The organism is bacterium (assembly GCA_016708025.1).
In the GTDB taxonomy this organism is placed as follows: domain Bacteria; phylum Zixibacteria; class MSB-5A5; order GN15; family FEB-12; genus FEB-12.
This window is the reverse complement of record JADJGQ010000002.1, coordinates 12,383-27,829: the sequence shown is the minus strand read 5'-3', so window position 1 is coordinate 27,829 and position 15,447 is coordinate 12,383. Positions and strand designations below refer to the sequence as shown.

The 15,447-nt window shown below is 54.1% G+C and carries 11 protein-coding genes; 1 reads left to right on the top strand and 10 read right to left on the bottom strand.

All coding sequences use genetic code 11. The annotated features are described in order from the left end of the window. Nucleotides 1–55 precede the first annotated feature (55 nt). From hemG to hemA, 9 genes are read right to left on the bottom strand one after another with little or no spacing between them, the layout of a single operon-like run. Nucleotides 56–1,426, bottom strand: coding sequence for a protoporphyrinogen oxidase (gene hemG / locus IPH75_06550; GenBank protein MBK7141720.1), 1,371 nt, complete (start codon nucleotides 1,424–1,426; stop codon nucleotides 56–58). Then, on the bottom strand, nucleotides 1,413–2,375 hold the full coding sequence (gene hemH / locus IPH75_06545; protein ID MBK7141719.1) for a ferrochelatase: 963 nt from the start codon (nucleotides 2,373–2,375) through the stop codon (nucleotides 1,413–1,415). Before hemH ends, hemG begins: the two co-directional genes overlap by 14 nt. Further along, nucleotides 2,375–3,772 carry an oxygen-independent coproporphyrinogen III oxidase gene (gene hemN, locus IPH75_06540; GenBank protein ID MBK7141718.1) on the bottom strand — a complete coding sequence of 466 codons (1,398 nt, stop codon included), beginning with the start codon at nucleotides 3,770–3,772 and terminating at the stop codon, nucleotides 2,375–2,377. The genes hemH and hemN overlap by 1 nt, the downstream gene beginning before the upstream one ends. Before the next feature lie 2 nt (nucleotides 3,773–3,774). Further along, nucleotides 3,775–4,800 (bottom strand): uroporphyrinogen decarboxylase, encoded by a 1,026-nt coding sequence (gene hemE / locus IPH75_06535; GenBank protein ID MBK7141717.1) that lies wholly within the window; start codon nucleotides 4,798–4,800, stop codon nucleotides 3,775–3,777. Next, a complete protein-coding gene (gene hemL, locus IPH75_06530) occupies nucleotides 4,791–6,086 on the bottom strand; it encodes a glutamate-1-semialdehyde 2,1-aminomutase (GenBank protein ID MBK7141716.1) in 1,296 nt (431 codons plus the stop codon). Before hemL ends, hemE begins: the two co-directional genes overlap by 10 nt. Further along, on the bottom strand, nucleotides 6,079–7,059 hold the full coding sequence (gene hemB, locus IPH75_06525) for a porphobilinogen synthase (GenBank protein ID MBK7141715.1): 981 nt from the start codon (nucleotides 7,057–7,059) through the stop codon (nucleotides 6,079–6,081). The genes hemL and hemB overlap by 8 nt, the downstream gene beginning before the upstream one ends. Beyond that, nucleotides 7,059–7,760, bottom strand: coding sequence for a uroporphyrinogen-III synthase (locus IPH75_06520; GenBank protein MBK7141714.1), 702 nt, complete (start codon nucleotides 7,758–7,760; stop codon nucleotides 7,059–7,061). Before IPH75_06520 ends, hemB begins: the two co-directional genes overlap by 1 nt. Next, a complete protein-coding gene (hemC, locus tag IPH75_06515) occupies nucleotides 7,748–8,668 on the bottom strand; it encodes a hydroxymethylbilane synthase (GenBank protein MBK7141713.1) in 921 nt (306 codons plus the stop codon). The genes IPH75_06520 and hemC overlap by 13 nt, the downstream gene beginning before the upstream one ends. Then, nucleotides 8,665–9,933, bottom strand: a complete 1,269-nt coding sequence (hemA, locus tag IPH75_06510; GenBank protein MBK7141712.1) for a glutamyl-tRNA reductase — start codon at nucleotides 9,931–9,933, stop codon at nucleotides 8,665–8,667. Before hemA ends, hemC begins: the two co-directional genes overlap by 4 nt. Before the next feature lie 636 nt (nucleotides 9,934–10,569). Between hemA and IPH75_06505 the strand changes: the two genes are divergently transcribed. Continuing rightward, nucleotides 10,570–12,513 carry an OPT/YSL family transporter gene (locus IPH75_06505; GenBank protein MBK7141711.1) on the top strand — a complete coding sequence of 648 codons (1,944 nt, stop codon included), beginning with the start codon at nucleotides 10,570–10,572 and terminating at the stop codon, nucleotides 12,511–12,513. A 397-nt stretch (nucleotides 12,514–12,910) separates the two neighbouring features. On the opposite strand, the gene IPH75_06500 is transcribed toward IPH75_06505, so the two are convergent. Further along, nucleotides 12,911–15,277, bottom strand: coding sequence for a hypothetical protein (locus tag IPH75_06500; GenBank protein MBK7141710.1), 2,367 nt, complete (start codon nucleotides 15,275–15,277; stop codon nucleotides 12,911–12,913). Nucleotides 15,278–15,447: the final 170 nt, after the last annotated feature.

Sequence of the window (15,447 nt, the reverse complement as noted above, 5' to 3'; positions counted from 1 at the left end):
CAGCTTTCGCTGGGAAGAGGCACTAAATGACAGATGTTAAAGGGTAAAAGGGAGCCTACACCAATGCGGCGACTTTGAAGGCCTGCTTCACGCAGTCATTCAGGCTGATACCATAATACGCGTTGTTCGCCAAAAACAGTCCGATGTTCCGCGACAACTCCATCTCAATACTCGCCATGATCTTTGAATGGCCGATCCGATACTGCGGAATTCCATATTTCCAACGATATATCTTCACCAACTCCGGCTCACCAACGATACCTATCACGTCACCAAGATCCTTCTTCACGGCTGTCAGCAAATCTGCATCTGACAGATTGATCGAATCATGGTCACCGTCGCCGCCAACCATCGTCCGAAACTGGATCTTCCCTTCCGGCGCGCGCTTATCAAATATCGATGAGGTCCAGATCGACCCGAGAATCCGCCGATTCTCTTTCGAGGGCACCAGGAATCCGAATCCATCCATACTCCGCTTGATCTGCTTCGCATCGTACCCCATACAGATCACTGATATCGGTGCGTACGGAATCTGCCCGAGAAGTTCCGTCAGTGGCAACGACAAATGCGAGACCACTCTTGCCGCCTGAAACGATGGCGTCGCCAGCACGACCGAACCGGCATGCAGTGTCGTTCCATCCGTCAGGGTCACCAGGTAGCCGTTTCCATTCCGCTTCACGTGCGCGACCGCATTTCCGGACATAATGCTGTCGCTGTAGCGCTCATGAAACCGCTCGATAATTTTATTCAGCCCGCCATGAAACGAGGTAAGCCATCCACCCGGCCCCGAGGGACCACCCGATTTCTTTCCCTCGGCTTTTGCTTTCTTCGCTTTAGCGATCATCGCCTTGAACAGCGAACCATGCTCATCTTCCATTTGGCGCATCACCGGAAAACATGACTTGAGCGAAAGCTTGCTGGCAACTCCGCCAAAAACGCCGGAGACCATCGGCTGAATCAGATAATCCGCCGCCTCCTGACCAATGCGCCGCTTCCCAAAATCGTAAATCGATTCATCGACCCCATCCGGACGTTTCGCCGCAAATGGCTCTTTCGCCAGCCGCAATTTTCCCGGCCAACTGAGAATGTCGGACATCAGGAATTTGGGGGGAGACATTGGCACCGGACGGAGCCGTCCGCCGCGAAGGATAAAGCGATTACTGACATTCGGATTCGCCCGCTCAAGCTGGTCATTTAATCCAAGCTCTTCGCACAGCTTGAGAGTCAGCGGCTCTCTATCCAGAAATCCGTTCGGTCCCCAGTCAAAACTGTATCCATCTATCTGGTCGGTCCCGATCGTCCCACCCAACCGATTCTCCGCCTCGATCAGCCGAACCGTCTTCTCCGCTTTGCGCGTTTTGAGATAATGCAGAACGCTCAACCCGGATATCCCGCCACCCACTATGATCACATCATACTGCTGCATGGTGCGTCATCCTTTCGCGGACGATCCCGGCCAGCATCTCTGCGAAAGCCGGGTCATCGTTGAACATCGGCATCCGGCGAATCCGTGCCGCATCCGATGAGTCGAGCATCCCCGCCAACTCAATGTCGATCTCATACAGCGTTTCTATATGATCGCAGACAAACGCGATAGGCACAATGAACAGCCCACCCGTACGCTCTGCCAGTAGCCGCTTCGTTTCTACTATCGTATCCGGTCCGACCCATTGTACCGGGCCGGTCCGACTCTGAAATGACACAAAGTACTCCCGCCCATTCGCTGCCAATGCCGCCGTCCGACGGATCTGATCCACATACGGATCCCCTTCATCCACAAATGTCTGCGGGATGGAATGCGCCGAAAAGAGAAGTGTCTCGCCCGAACGGATATTCTCTGCGATGTATCTCCGGAGCAGTTCTATATACGAGCGGTCATCATGAAAATCCTTCACAAAAACCGACTGCACACCGGTGAGTGATGTGAGCGAATTGGCAGCAACCTCAAACGATGATCCTGTTGTTGCCTTGCAATACTGTGGATACATCGGGATAAAGCAGAATCGCCGAAATCCATCTGTATATGCCTGGCGAATCACCGCATCCGTATATGGATGATAATACCGCATCGCGACATATGCCCGGAACTGCGGTTGCTCCTGCTGGATGATTTCCTCCAGAAGAGCGCGCTGCGCATCCGTCCATCTAAGCAGGGGAGAGCCGCCGCCGATAAGGTCATAATGATGCTGCACTTTCTTCTTACGAAGCCGCGAGATCATTGCCGCAAACGGCTTCTGCAGAATTGCCCCCCCGGGGAGGCGGATGATTGAACGGTCAGAGAAGATATTATAGAGATACTGCTGTACTCCGGCGGTGGAGTCCGGACCGCCCATCGCCAAAAGAATTGCGCAGCATTTAGTGGAAGACGTAGACATCAGATCGTCCTTGAAAAGGTCGAGGCTTTGCCCGCCTGACTTCCGTTCAAATAGGCATCGTAGGTCATCGCAATATTCCGCACAAATGTCCGCCCAACTGGCGTGATAGAGAGGCCATCAGCGGATTCCTTTATGAGATCATCATCAAAGAAAATCCCAAGATTCTTGTGCTCGTTACCGAAGTACTCACTGTACTTCACCCCGTGCTTCGCTTCGAGCTGGTCGTATTGCAGTCTGAAATTGCACATCAACTGCGTAATCAAATACTGTCGCACCAGATCATCCTGATTCAAATGCAACCCGCGATAGGTGGCAAAGCCTTTTTCGGCAATTGCGTTCTGGTAGCTGTCCAGCTTGCTTAGATTCTGGAAGAATGAATTGTCGATATACCCGATCGAAGACATCCCAAGCCCGATCATCTCAGGCGAATGCTGCACCGTATATCCCATGAAATTCCGGAACAGCCGCCCATCCGCCTGAGCGCGGGTTAGTTCATCTTCGGGGAGCGCAAAATGATCCATGCCGATCTGCCGATAGCCGGCCGCCGTAAACTTCTCCACCGCCGTCGCAAAGAGGCGATACTTCACTTCTGTCGATGGCAGATCCTCGGGGAGGATTTTCGACTGGTGCGCCATCGAACTCGGAAGATACGCAAACGAGTAAACCGCCAGTCTGTCGGGCCGCATCTGAATCGCGGTGTCGATCGTTTTCGTGAATCCCTCGACTGTCTGTTTCGGCAGGCCATAGATCAAATCGAAATTGATCCCCTTGAATTCGAGTCGGCGGCAATGCCCAAGCAGATTTTCAATCATCTCGACCGGCTGGATCCGCCCGCAGGCTTCCTGCACGAGCGGGTCGAAATCCTGAACTCCCATCGAGATCCGGTTGAACCCGCTGTTGGCCAGAAACTCCAACTGCTGCACGGTCGTTACCCGCGGGTCGATCTCCATCGACTTTTCGGCATCCGGCAAGAACTCGAAGTGCTTATCCAGATGCCTCAGCAGCATTGCCATTCCCTGGCAATCCAAATAGGTCGGTGTACCGCCACCAAAATGCAGTTGACTGATCTTGTTTCGTTTGCCGAGCAACCGCGCGGTATTGTCTACCTCATTGAGGAGAGTGTGGATGTAATCTTCGACTCGTTGCTGGTTGTTGGTGATAACCGTGTTACATCCGCAGTAGTAGCAGCGACGCTGACAGAACGGAATATGCGCATAGATCGCCAGCGGCTCATTTTCGCGCTGTGAGGCATTCCGCAAGGACTGCTCATAATCACTCGGGCCAACCGCATTCGACCAGACCGGGACAGTCGGATAACTGGTGTAACGGGGTCCCGGACGGTCGTACTTCTTCAGCAGGTCGACAGAAACAGTCGTTGCGGTTCTCTCGTGCGCCATGGTCAGCTCCTGTAACGGTGGACAGTCTCGACAACTGCCTCGACCGAACTCAGCGGTGTTTCCGGTTGAATGCCATGCCCGAGATTAAAGATCAGATTGTCGTGTGATTCCAGAGAATCAAGAATTTGCAGTGTCCGCTCAACTACTTTCTCTCTGGTATTGAAGAGAATTGAAGGATCGAGATTCCCCTGCACCGATTTCCCCGGCAACGCCACCGCGACATCCGCCAGATCTGCGCGGTAGTCAACTCCGACCACCTCGCAATCGACATCCTTGATCAGCTCAAGATACGGCGCGACGTTGTTCACAAAGAATATCCGCGGCACCTGATACTGCTTCAACCCGCGGAATATCAGATTCGCCGGACGGGCAGACCAATCACAGTAGTCATCCTTGGAGAGAATGCCACCCCAGCTATCGAACAATTGCACGGCATTCGCGCCGGATTTGATCTGCATGGCGAGATATTTGGTGACCACTTTGGTCAGCAACATGATCAGTTCTTCCGCCGCTGCCGGGTACTTGTGCAGGAACTGTTTCGGTTTGTCGAAATTATTCGATCCTTTTCCCTGGATCATATAGCATGCGAGTGTCCAGGGGGAACCGGCAAAGCCGATCACCGGCGTCTCCGGCAGTACTTTTCGAATCTCGCCGTATGCTTCGGCGACAAACGACAGCGCCTTGTCGACATCCACATCCTGCAGCCGCTTGACATCATCGGGACCGTTAATCGGATTCGCCAGCTTTGGTCCACCGTCCGGAAAAGAGACCTGCATCCCCATCGGCTCCAGCACAGTCAGGATATCTGAAAAAAGGATTGCCGCATCGAGTCCAAACCGATGAACCGGCTGGCGTACCACTTCCGCTATCAAGCTTGGCGACTTGCAGAGTTGCTCGAATGTCGTCTTCTCGCGCACCGCGCGATACTCCGGCAGATATCGCCCTGCCTGACGCATGATCCAGACCGGGATCCTTCCATGGTTCTTGCCATAGCATGCGTTGATGAACGTGCTTTCCATCATCCCCATACGTGTGCTTCTTCCTTGATAGCGTCGGCCAGCAGATCGGCCGCATCACTCAGTTGTTCGTTGGTCTGTGCCGCGGAAAGGAAACAGACTTCGTAGCCGGAAGGTGGCAGATAAATGCCAGCCTCCAGGATACCGGCATGCATCCTGTTATAATGCGCGATTCCATCTGTGGAGATCTGGTGCGCGGCGCGGGGGAGATCGCGCTGGAAGACGATCCAGTAGATCGAGGCTACTCCGGCGATATTCACCGAACTGCCATGCAGGTGACTCATCATCTGCGACACGAATCGTCGATTCCGCTCTTCAAGTTGCTCATGAATGCGGCCATCGGCCAGCTTCTTTAGTGTCGTCAATCCCGCGACCATCGCAACCGGATTGCCGGAGAGAGTACCGGCCTGATAGACCGGGCCGAGAGGGGCCAGGATATCCATAATATCCGCACGACCGCCGAAGGCGCCGACCGGCATGCCGCCGCCGATGATCTTGCCGTAAGTGACAAGGTCGGGACGAATCCCGTAATAGGCTGCTGCGCCGCCCATCCCTAGGCGGAAGCCGGTGATCACTTCGTCGAGGATCATCAGCGCTCCATGCTTTTCCGTAAGCGCGCGAAGCAGCCGCATATAATCATGTCGCTGGATCAGGAGGCCGTTGTTGGCCGGTACACCTTCAATAATGACAGCGGCAAGTCGGTCGCCATGTTGAGAGAAGAATTCCTCAAGCGCATCTTCATCGTCGAGCGGCAGGACCGCCGTCTGCGCCGCAAATGAATCAGGAACACCTGCCGATGACGGATTACCGAATGTCACCAGCCCGCTGCCGGCCTTGACCAGCAGATAATCACTATGACCGTGATAACATCCTTCAAACTTGAGAATCAAATCCCGCTTGGTAAACCCGCGGGCAAGTCGGATCGCCGACATCACCGCCTCGGTTCCCGATGATACAAACCGTATCTTTTCGACCGAATCAACATGGTTGACAATAAACTCGGCCAGTTGATACTCCAGCTCAGTGGAGGCGCCAAATGTCATCCCCCGTTCGACCTGTGTTTTCACCGCCGCGACAACATCCGGATCGGCATGCCCCAGGATCAATGGTCCCCAGGAACTGCAGAAGTCGAGATATTTGTTGCCGTCGACATCAAACAAATATGACCCTTCGCCTCTGTCGATAAACCGAGGAATTCCGCCGACCGACTTAAATGCGCGCACTGGCGAATTGACCCCGCCCGGGATGATCCGGCTGGCGAGTGTCATCAATTGTTGAGATCTATCCGTCTTATGCATGTTGCCACCCGTTTTTCAGAATGTCGCGAAGGTGATAGGTCAGGATGATATTTGCTCCCGCGCGCTGGATCGCCGTCAGGTTCTCCAGCACCATCGCCTTTTCATCCGCAAGTCCAGCCTGCGCCAGCAGCTTAACCATGGTGTATTCACCGGAGACGTTGTACGCGGCGACCGGCAGTCTGCTTTGCTGTCGGAAGTCGGCTATCACGTCAAGATACGCCAACGCAGGCTTGACCATGACGATATCAGCGCCCTCTTCGTCATCCAGAGACAGTTCGCGGAGCGCTTCCGTGCGGTTTCTATAATCCATTTGATACCCTTTACGATCTCCTTTGCCGGGTGCCGATTTGGCAGCCTCACGGAACGGACCGTAGTAGGCCGATGCATACTTTGCCGTGTAGGCCATGATCAGCGTGTCGACATAGCCGTTCCCTTCGAGCATATCGCGAATCGCCACCACACGGCCATCCATCATATCCGATGGAGCCACGCAATCAACCCCCGCCTGGGCGAGAGCGAGTGACATGTCGGCCAGCACATCCACCGAAGCATCGTTGTCGATAGCTCCTTCGAGCGTCACGCCGCAGTGGCCGGTATCGGTGTAGGCGCAGAGGCAGACATCGGCGCCAATGAAAAGCGAGTCACCAAACTTCTGTTTCAGCTCCTTCGTTGCAAGGATGACCGGATTGGCGTCATCGTGCGCCGTCGACGCCATGATATCTTTCCGGTCAGTCACACCAAAAAGCATGATCTTGTTGATGCCCAGCTTGTGGTCCGCACTGATTGATTCAACCAATTTGTCGACTGACTCGCGGTTGATCCCGGGGAGTCCCTTGATCTCCTCACGGATCGAACTTCCATCGGTGACAAAATACGGCTGTATCAGACCGTTAGTCGTAAATGTCTTCTCCGCGACCATTTCGCGGATCACCGGAGTGCGGCGTAAGCGGCGAGGACGATACATCTGCTCCATTAGAGATACTCCAGGATGGTGGTGATATCAGCATGCTTCATGGTAATGAAGCCAAACCAACCGTATTGATTCATTTGTGATGCGGTCGAGCGACCGATCGCGATCGGCCGGGCGACCGGCATACCATATTGTTGCGCGTACGAATCAACTGTCGAGGGGGCCGTGAAGAGAATGAAATCATTTTCCGTCAATCGGGCGACGGCATCGGCAGTCACCGGTTGTGCGATTGTTTCATAACAACAGATGGCGTAATAGGCGACCGGCCTGCCGGCAAACAGTTTCGACGGGTCATAATTCACTTCTCTGGCCCGTGCGTAGAGCAAAGTCTGGCCGGCTCGAAGTTCTCTTCCCGCAAACTCCTCGAACAACAACTCCCCGTAGGAGTCCGATGGCAAAAAGCCAACCTTGAGCCCATTCAACGCCAGGGCGTCCGCCGTTTTACTGCCGACTACCGCATACCGAGTCGTGGGAGGCATACGCAGGCCAAGTTCGTCCAGACGGTGCAGGAATGCACTGACTCCGTTTGCACTGCTGAAGAAGACCCAATCGATCTTGCTGATCTCCAAACCTTCGGGCCAGTCAAACGGGATCTCTTGCACCGAGATGAGGGGGAGAGGGACGACCTCGATCCCTTTCGCGGCAGCATGGATAGCCAGTTCGGCCAATTGTGCGGGATAGCGAGTGACAGCTAGGCGCGGCATACCGGGCTACCTCGCAGGGCGTCGTATGCTCTGCTGATGACGTCGTCGACATCTGTCCCGGTAATGTCTGTACGTTTCAGTCCTGTCCATTGGTCATCCACGCGAGTGCCGAGAACCGCTTTGAGGCGGAGCTGACCATCGCGTACTTCGGAAAACACCCCCAACGGCAACGAACAACCGGAGTCAAACCGTGCAAGGAGCCCCCGCTCGAGATTAGCTTCGAGCATCGCCGCGGCTGAACCGAGTTTGCTGATCACTGACTCGACTGTTGGATCGTTGTCACGTATCTGAATGCCAAGAATCCCCTGTGCGGGAGCCGGCAGAAATTGTTCGGGATCGAGCGAAATAACATGCAGGTCGGAGAGATCAAGTTCAAGGCGTGTCACTCCGGCGGCGGCCAAGAGAATGGCGTCATACTTGCCATCGCGCAATTTAGCTACGCGGGTCGGGACATTTCCGCGAAGGTCCGCGACTGCCAGTGACGGATTATGAAATGCGACCTGACCTTTGCGACGAGCCGCCGATGTTCCAATGACGCCACCTTTGCGAACCGGAAGGAGATTCTCTCCTTCCACTGAGCTTCTTCTGATAAGAAGTAGTTCGCGTCGGTCTGCGCGATACCCAACCGAGCCGAGCTTCAGCCCGGACGGCATAGAAGTCATCAGATCTTTGAGGGAGTGAACTGCCAGATCGATCTCGTGCGCAAGCAGGGCATCCTCGAGTTCCTTGGTGAAGAACCCTTTTCCTTCCATCTGCTCGAACGAGACATTATCGATTCTGTCCCCGACAGTTTTGATGATCTTGAGCTCAACCGTGCAACCATGTTCCTGCTCCAGGATGGAGCGGATGAAGTTGGCCTGGTAGAGAGCGAGATCGGAACCGCGAGAACCAATAATCAAACGGGTCATACCGCTTCCTTCCGAGTCGATGTCAACTCGGTGATCGTCAGTTCGGTCTGGGTCGCGGCCAGTCGGTCAGAAAGGATCTTGACTGGCTGGAACGACGAATGACCGATCAGTTTGGTCACCAGCCGCTTGACCGCCTCGCGACCGGAGTCGTCGAGTGAAGCAAGTTTCGTGGTGAACAAATCTTCCAACGCCCGGTTGGCCAGCTCAAGCGATTCCTGATAGCTATCATGGAAGATCGGCTTGAGCGTCAATTCGACACGGTCGGCGAGATACTGATTGACCGCATCGCGCACGATCTCATTCGCTTTGCCGGCCTCGACAAACTTCTGACGAAGGTTGCCGTTGCCGCGCGACTTGAGGTGCGGAATGTCAATCAGGGTTACGCGTGGATCGGAGCTGAACTCCGCGGAGAAATCACGGGGGACCGCCAGGTCGATACAAACAACCGGCGTTCCGCTATCTGAAAGTCGATTCAAAAATGCTGAGTCAAAAACTGCTTCGGTGGCCGAGGTAGCCGAGATGATCGCATTGACCGGACCGGGTGTCGCGACGAATTGCTCGAACGACATCGCCTGTCCGCCAAACTCTTCGGCCAACGCTTCCGCTTTGGCAACCGTCCTATTCACAAACAACAAGCGACCGACCAGATGTTCATTCAAATACTTGGCGATCTTCTGGGTCATCGGCCCGGCGCCGACTATTGCTACCAGCGGCGTGTCGATTCCGTTCAACCGTTCTTGCAGTTCAGAAGCGGCCAGCGATGCCATCGATAGCGCGCCCACTCCCAGATTCGTTTCGCGCTTCACGCGCTTGGCGACTACCAGTGCTTCGTTGATGAGACCGGAGGTAACGGTCCCGGCAACTCCGTACTCAAGCGCATCCTGATGCGCCTGTTTGAGCTGACCGGTAATCTGCGTTTCACCGACCACGAGCGATTCAAGCGAAGCTGCAGTGCGGAAGAGGTGCAGAATCGCTTCGCGTCCGGTGAAATGATAAAAGTCATTCGGGAAAAAACTGATCTCCCGCTCAGAACGGAAGAAATAGTCGATCAACCGATGCAACAGCTTGCCTGGGGTTACTTTCTTCGATGATGCATACAGGAACTCCACCCGATTGCAGGTGGCGAGATATACCAGCTCATCAACCCCCAGCACCTGCTTCAATCGCGCAACCTCGGCCGGCCGTACTTGACGGTCGATCGTCAGCCGCTCTAACAGCGGCATGTTCTGTTGCCAGATTGAAGTTCCGATGATCCCAAAGTTCATATCTATTCTCTGTCTCAGCCTTATTGTCGTCGTTCGTTGAGAACAGATATAATAGAATATCAGTCCTGATTGTCATTTGTTTGTCATGTTTGTGAAAAACAGAACAAAAAGACGGATTTTATTGTCTATTCTGTACTCGCTAGTGCATGTTTCGTTATTTGTTGCGATGCAGTATGTTATGCGACTGACATGCGATTTCATTTAGCTTATGCTTCGAGTGGTTCTATCGCCTAATAAATACAAAGATAGGTGCATTTCTTTGAGACGGGTAGCGGAGAGTGATCTGTGTCCCGCTATTTTCAACCTGTTACCGCATATGTTTGAACAGGTTAAACTCTCCCCAGCATTGCCGCAGTCAGCGTTCTCACCTATTCCCCTCATTAATGAGGAACACGCACTCCAACCCGACGCGCCAATCGGATCTGGAGTAATTAAATCTACATCTTTCAGTATCTCTTTTCTGCTTCGCCCTTGATCTACACCGCGCGGGCTGTCTACTGGGTCAAACATTGCCTGGTTCGTCCGCAATCGGCAGATTCATGATTGCACGGATCGGTTCTGCACATTACTTTAACAAAATATGGATAAAACAGCCCCCGCTCGGCACTAGCCGAATGCCCGCAAGGAGAAATCGCTATGGCGAAACATCATCCGACAGCTGTCAATGCAGATACCAAAGCCTCACAAGACGCCTACGAAAACTACGAACTCCCGATCGAAGGCTTTAAGGGAACTCCCGAAGAGATCGAGAGGCAATGGTACGAGAAATGTTATGTCGGCCGCGGCGACACGGTCAAGCAGCTTACCTGGCGGGCGATCATCATGGGGTGGGTGCTGGGATCGGTTCTTTCACTGACGAACATCTACATTGGACTCAAGGCTGGATGGGGATTTGGTGTCGCCATCACCGCCTGCATCCTCTCCTACGCGATCTGGACCGGCTTCTATAAACTGAGACTGGCCAAATCGCAGATGACGATCCTCGAAAACAACTGCATGCAGTCATGTGCCAGCGCAGCAGGCTACTCCACGGGCGGAACCCTGGTCTCCGCCTTTGCTGCATATATCATGCTTAACGCCGAATCACTTCCGCTTGGGCTAATGTTAGCCTGGGTCTTCTTCATCGCGATTCTCGGCGTGACTATGGCCGTCCCGATGAAACGCCAGATGATCAATCTCGAACAGCTCAGATTCCCTAGCGGTATCGCCGCCGCGGAAACTCTTCGCGCCTTGCATGCCAAAGGCCAAAAGGGGATGCGCGCCGCTCGCGCCCTCTCTATCTGGGGACTTCTGGCGGCTTTAAGCGCTTTACTCAGCGACGGTCTCCGCCTCATCAGTTCAAGCCTTGAGTCTATTCAACTCTCAACGTTGGTGGGACGATTTAATGCCTGGATCATCCCGGAAGCCTGGATCGGTCGTACCGTCACTTTCGTCTGGGATCCGGTCTTCATCGCCGCCGGTATGTTTGTCGGCATGCGCGTCGCCCTTAGTATGCTGTTCGGTTCGATTCTCTGCTGGATGATCTTCATTCCGATCGTGCAGGCGAATGTCGTCGAAGCAAGTCAGCTGAATGGATTCCGTTCATTGGTGCAGTGGTCACTTTGGGGCGGAACCGCCTGCATGGTGACCTCGGGCATTCTCTCGGTCTTGTTCCAGTGGAAAGCCGCAGTCCGCGCATTTAAGGGGCTCGGCGATATGTTCTTCAAGAAATCCGGCGGGAAACAGGATGAGATCGAAGCAATTGAAACTCCCAGCTCATGGTTCCTGATCGGCCAGATAGTCTCTTTGATCGCTCTTGCGATCCTCGGACATGTTACTTTCGACATGCCATACTGGCAAAGCGCGATCGCGGTGGTCATGAGTTTTGCCCTCGCGTTGGTTGCGTGTCGTGTGACCGGTGAAACCGACACGACTCCCGTCGGCGCAATGGGAAAGATCACGCAGCTTACCTTTGGTGTCCTCTCCCCGGGAAATATGAATGTCAACCTGATGGCCGCGAATATCACCGCCGGCGCGGCGACCTCGTCCGCTGACCTGTTGACCGACCTCAAGTCCGGCTACCTGCTCGGCGCGCATCCGCGCAAGCAGTTCATCGCGCAGTTCTCCGGTATCTTTATCGGGACACTGGTCACGGTTTTTGCGTTCCGCATCCTGGTCCCGAATGCGTCAGTTCTGGGGACCGATCAATTCCCGGCACCCGCCGCTCAAACATGGAAGGGTGTCGCAGAAGCAATGGCGCTCGGCCTGAGTAATATGCATCCGGTCAAGATCTGGTCGATCGTCATCGGCGGTCTGGTCGGTATTCTGCTTCCGCTCCTCTCAAAGCTCTTCCCGAAAAATCAGTGGATCCCGTCGGCAGCCGGTGTTGGACTTGCCTGGGTCTTCCAGTGGTTCTATGGATTGCTGTTCTTCCTCGGCGCCGTTATCGCATGGTTCTGGCAGAAGAAAAACGCGGATCAGTGTGAAGAGTATCTTTTCCCGGTAGCTTCCGGTATTGTCGCGGGTGGCGCGCTCATGGGCGTTATTCTCGTCTTCTGGGAATCCGGTGCGGAGATCGTCAAGCAGTTCTTCGCCAACTGATCAAACAGAATTCGGTTCTGATATACCAAGGGGCGGCTCATATGAGTCGCCCCTTGATTGTATTTGGTCTTGATGCCCCCTCGGGAGCCGTTTCGACTATTTCAGATAAACTACGACCACGATAGCCACGCCCAGGATCAGTAGTGCCAGGCAATAATTGAGGATCGTTCCGGATTGCCGCTTTTTTCCCTGATTGTACTGGTGGTGAACGGTAGACATTCTTTTCCCCGCGACAACATTAATTGGTTCTGGCGAGTTGGTTTCATGTCGACCGCGCGGCGAGACTGTGGTCAACGGTGGCTTTCTCAACTATATCTATCGGCAACTACCCGCAAAAAATGCAGAGTCGGAGCGCATCCGACCCTGCATTTGATAGATTCTTTTTGTGATTTGGCTATCAGGGAGCCAAATACTCTTTGTTCGCACTGCAGAGATAGGCGATAAGGTAGAGGATTGCCGCAAAAACAAGGGCAAGGCTGAATCCAAAGTTAATGGCGATCATTACGGCCAGTACCGAACCAAGCACTGAAGCTGCTCCATTGACCGCGAACCCCCAGTCGACCAGTGGGCCAACCCGTAGTGTCCCTTTTGGGAAAGGCATCCCCATAAAAAAGCCGACCGGCGCGATCAAAATGACCGCCACCAGCATTCTGATCGAGACCGGCATTCCGCCGAATAGCCCAAACAAATACCGAAAGACAAGAGCATCCAACAACAGCCAGCCAATAATTGCGAGAAATACGGTCCGATTTGAGAACTGACGCGCAAACCGACTCCCGATCCCGGACGCGATCAGCAGAGTTAACAGCACTGTCACGATACTATGCAGCGAGGCTCCGATCAGCAACGCATACTTCTGGATCAACACCACCTCCACCGCCATGAAGCCCACGCCGATCGCAAAGAAGTAAAGCCAGGGTCCTGCCGCGAGATGCTCCCCTTTGCTCAGATAGGGGATCAGGTTGACCGGCAAGATGATCACCACCACTACAGCGAGAATGATCAACAGCGTCACTTTGGAAAGCGGAAAGCCGGAGAACTCCGCATAGTTGGATACTTTCTGCATATTCTCCGAGGTCAGATTGCGCCAGAGCCCAAGTTGCGCGACAAACGGTCGGTTGTCGGAGACGGGGGAAAGATCTATCTTTGCAGAATCCGCGAGCTTTCGCCAGCCATCGTTAACTATCCGCGCGATCTGATTATTCGCCAATGAATCATTCGCCGGAGGATACAACAGATGGATCTGGCCGAATCGTTCCGGAGTAAGCGGCCCGAGCGCATAGTAGCGAAGTGAATCGGTCAACGGCCGTTTCGAGAGAAGCAATATCTTTCGCCGCATCTTGGGCAAGTCATACACCGCGATATGCCGCGACGGGTCAGAGATGCCGCTTGCTCCGCCGAGAGCACCTCTGTTCTCCAGCGCGGCCAATGCCTCTGATACCAATCTCGGCGTGTACACCTGATGTTCCATCATCAGGAAGCCGCTGTCGGAAAGCGCCTCCCAGTAATCCTCGAATGCTTCGGTCGTAAAGAGATAGTTCTCCGCCAGGGCAAACGCGCCTGATGCCAGCGCCGCCCAGCTATTCGAACTGAGCGAGTAGATAACATCGAACTTGTTCTCGAATCTCCGAACATATGAGCGCGCATCCTCGGTTACCACAGTCACTCGTGGATCGCGATAGAGATTCCCGGTGAACTCCGCAACCGAAAGCATCCGCGTCGTATCATACACCGCCTTGGCTGAATCGACCTGTGTCGTGCTCCAACTGCTATCCGGGACGAATGGTGCCTTGTGGTAACCGGTTGTGTCGTCATTTAGCATCATCCAGTTGATATGCGGATTTACTTCAACCGCATGAACCTCAGTCGCACCTTCCACCAGTGCCTGCAAAACATCACCGCCGCCGCCGGATCCCAGCGAAAGGAATCTGCACGAATCAAACTGCTGGATCAAATAGGAGACATCGATCCCCCACTCAACCGAATCAGGATTGATATCTTCCCATTTTCCGTCGAATCGATTGACCGGCGAATTGGCGACATTATCTATATTCAATCCGCGATAGTCCGGACCATAGTCGTACATTTTCAATTTAGAGACGGCATCCCAGTGCGTGTAGATCACTGGTGCATGTTCCTGTCGAGGGGCCGTCAAACGTTCCTCACTCCCCGGCGCCACGAAAAAGACCGCCACCGCCACAATTACCGGGAGAATCCTGAGCCATCCGGCGGCAAGCAGAAACGAGGCTGCCAGAATAGGCAAAGCTACCAGTACCGAGGCGACCGGAGTACCGAATTGATTCATTCCCCAGAGTCCAACCAACAACCCCAGCCCCGCGCCTATCAGATCAGCCATATACAGGTAGGGCATCTCTGCGGAACGGCGTTTGAAGAGCATGGCCAGCCCCATGCCGCCAAAAAAGAACGCGGACATCAGAATCAACACCGTCACCAGCAGTTTCCCCACCATCGCCATACTGGCAAAGAGGGCTGAGAAATCGAGCCCCAGTTGAAATACCAGCATCGGCCCCACCAGCGCGCAGAGTCCTGAGATTGCCAGATAAGGACTTAACAGCAGATCGCGATCCGCCGCTTTGCACAGCCGCAACATCAGACCACCCAGGCCAAGTCCCAGGATCGCCAGCGAAAGAACAAGAAACGCAAAGGTATAGAAGAATTCTGCTGAGAAAATGCGGGTCCAGGTCAGTTCAAGGGGGAGAAGGGTCAACGAGATCAGCGCAATTGCCATCAATATTCGAGTCATGGTCACTCCAGGTGTCTTGCGGGTTGCGTACCAGGGCCACCTGTAAGGTACGCATATCCCCACTCACTTGTTGTGGGTAAACTTGTCCAATTTTGACTTCCGAAAAAGTGGTTGCCTCACGCCCAAACCGACCTGACATTGCCTGAAGTCGGGCCTGTCGAAACTGCACC

Bases quoted from the DNA above. Each gene is read 5' to 3' on its own strand.
- IPH75_06505 (MBK7141711.1), top strand. From the start codon at position 10,570: ATGGCGAAACATCATCCGACAGCTGTCAATGCAGATACCAAAGCCTCA.
- hemH (MBK7141719.1), bottom strand. From the start codon at position 2,375: ATGTCTACGTCTTCCACTAAATGCTGCGCAATTCTTTTGGCGATGGGC.
- IPH75_06520 (MBK7141714.1), bottom strand. From the start codon at position 7,760: ATGCCGCGCCTAGCTGTCACTCGCTATCCCGCACAATTGGCCGAACTG.
- hemG (MBK7141720.1), bottom strand. From the start codon at position 1,426: ATGCAGCAGTATGATGTGATCATAGTGGGTGGCGGGATATCCGGGTTG.
- hemC (MBK7141713.1), bottom strand. From the start codon at position 8,668: ATGACCCGTTTGATTATTGGTTCTCGCGGTTCCGATCTCGCTCTCTAC.
- IPH75_06500 (MBK7141710.1), bottom strand. From the start codon at position 15,277: ATGACTCGAATATTGATGGCAATTGCGCTGATCTCGTTGACCCTTCTC.
- hemA (MBK7141712.1), bottom strand. From the start codon at position 9,933: ATGAACTTTGGGATCATCGGAACTTCAATCTGGCAACAGAACATGCCG.
- hemL (MBK7141716.1), bottom strand. From the start codon at position 6,086: ATGCATAAGACGGATAGATCTCAACAATTGATGACACTCGCCAGCCGG.
- hemE (MBK7141717.1), bottom strand. From the start codon at position 4,800: ATGGGGATGATGGAAAGCACGTTCATCAACGCATGCTATGGCAAGAAC.
- hemB (MBK7141715.1), bottom strand. From the start codon at position 7,059: ATGGAGCAGATGTATCGTCCTCGCCGCTTACGCCGCACTCCGGTGATC.
- hemN (MBK7141718.1), bottom strand. From the start codon at position 3,772: ATGGCGCACGAGAGAACCGCAACGACTGTTTCTGTCGACCTGCTGAAG.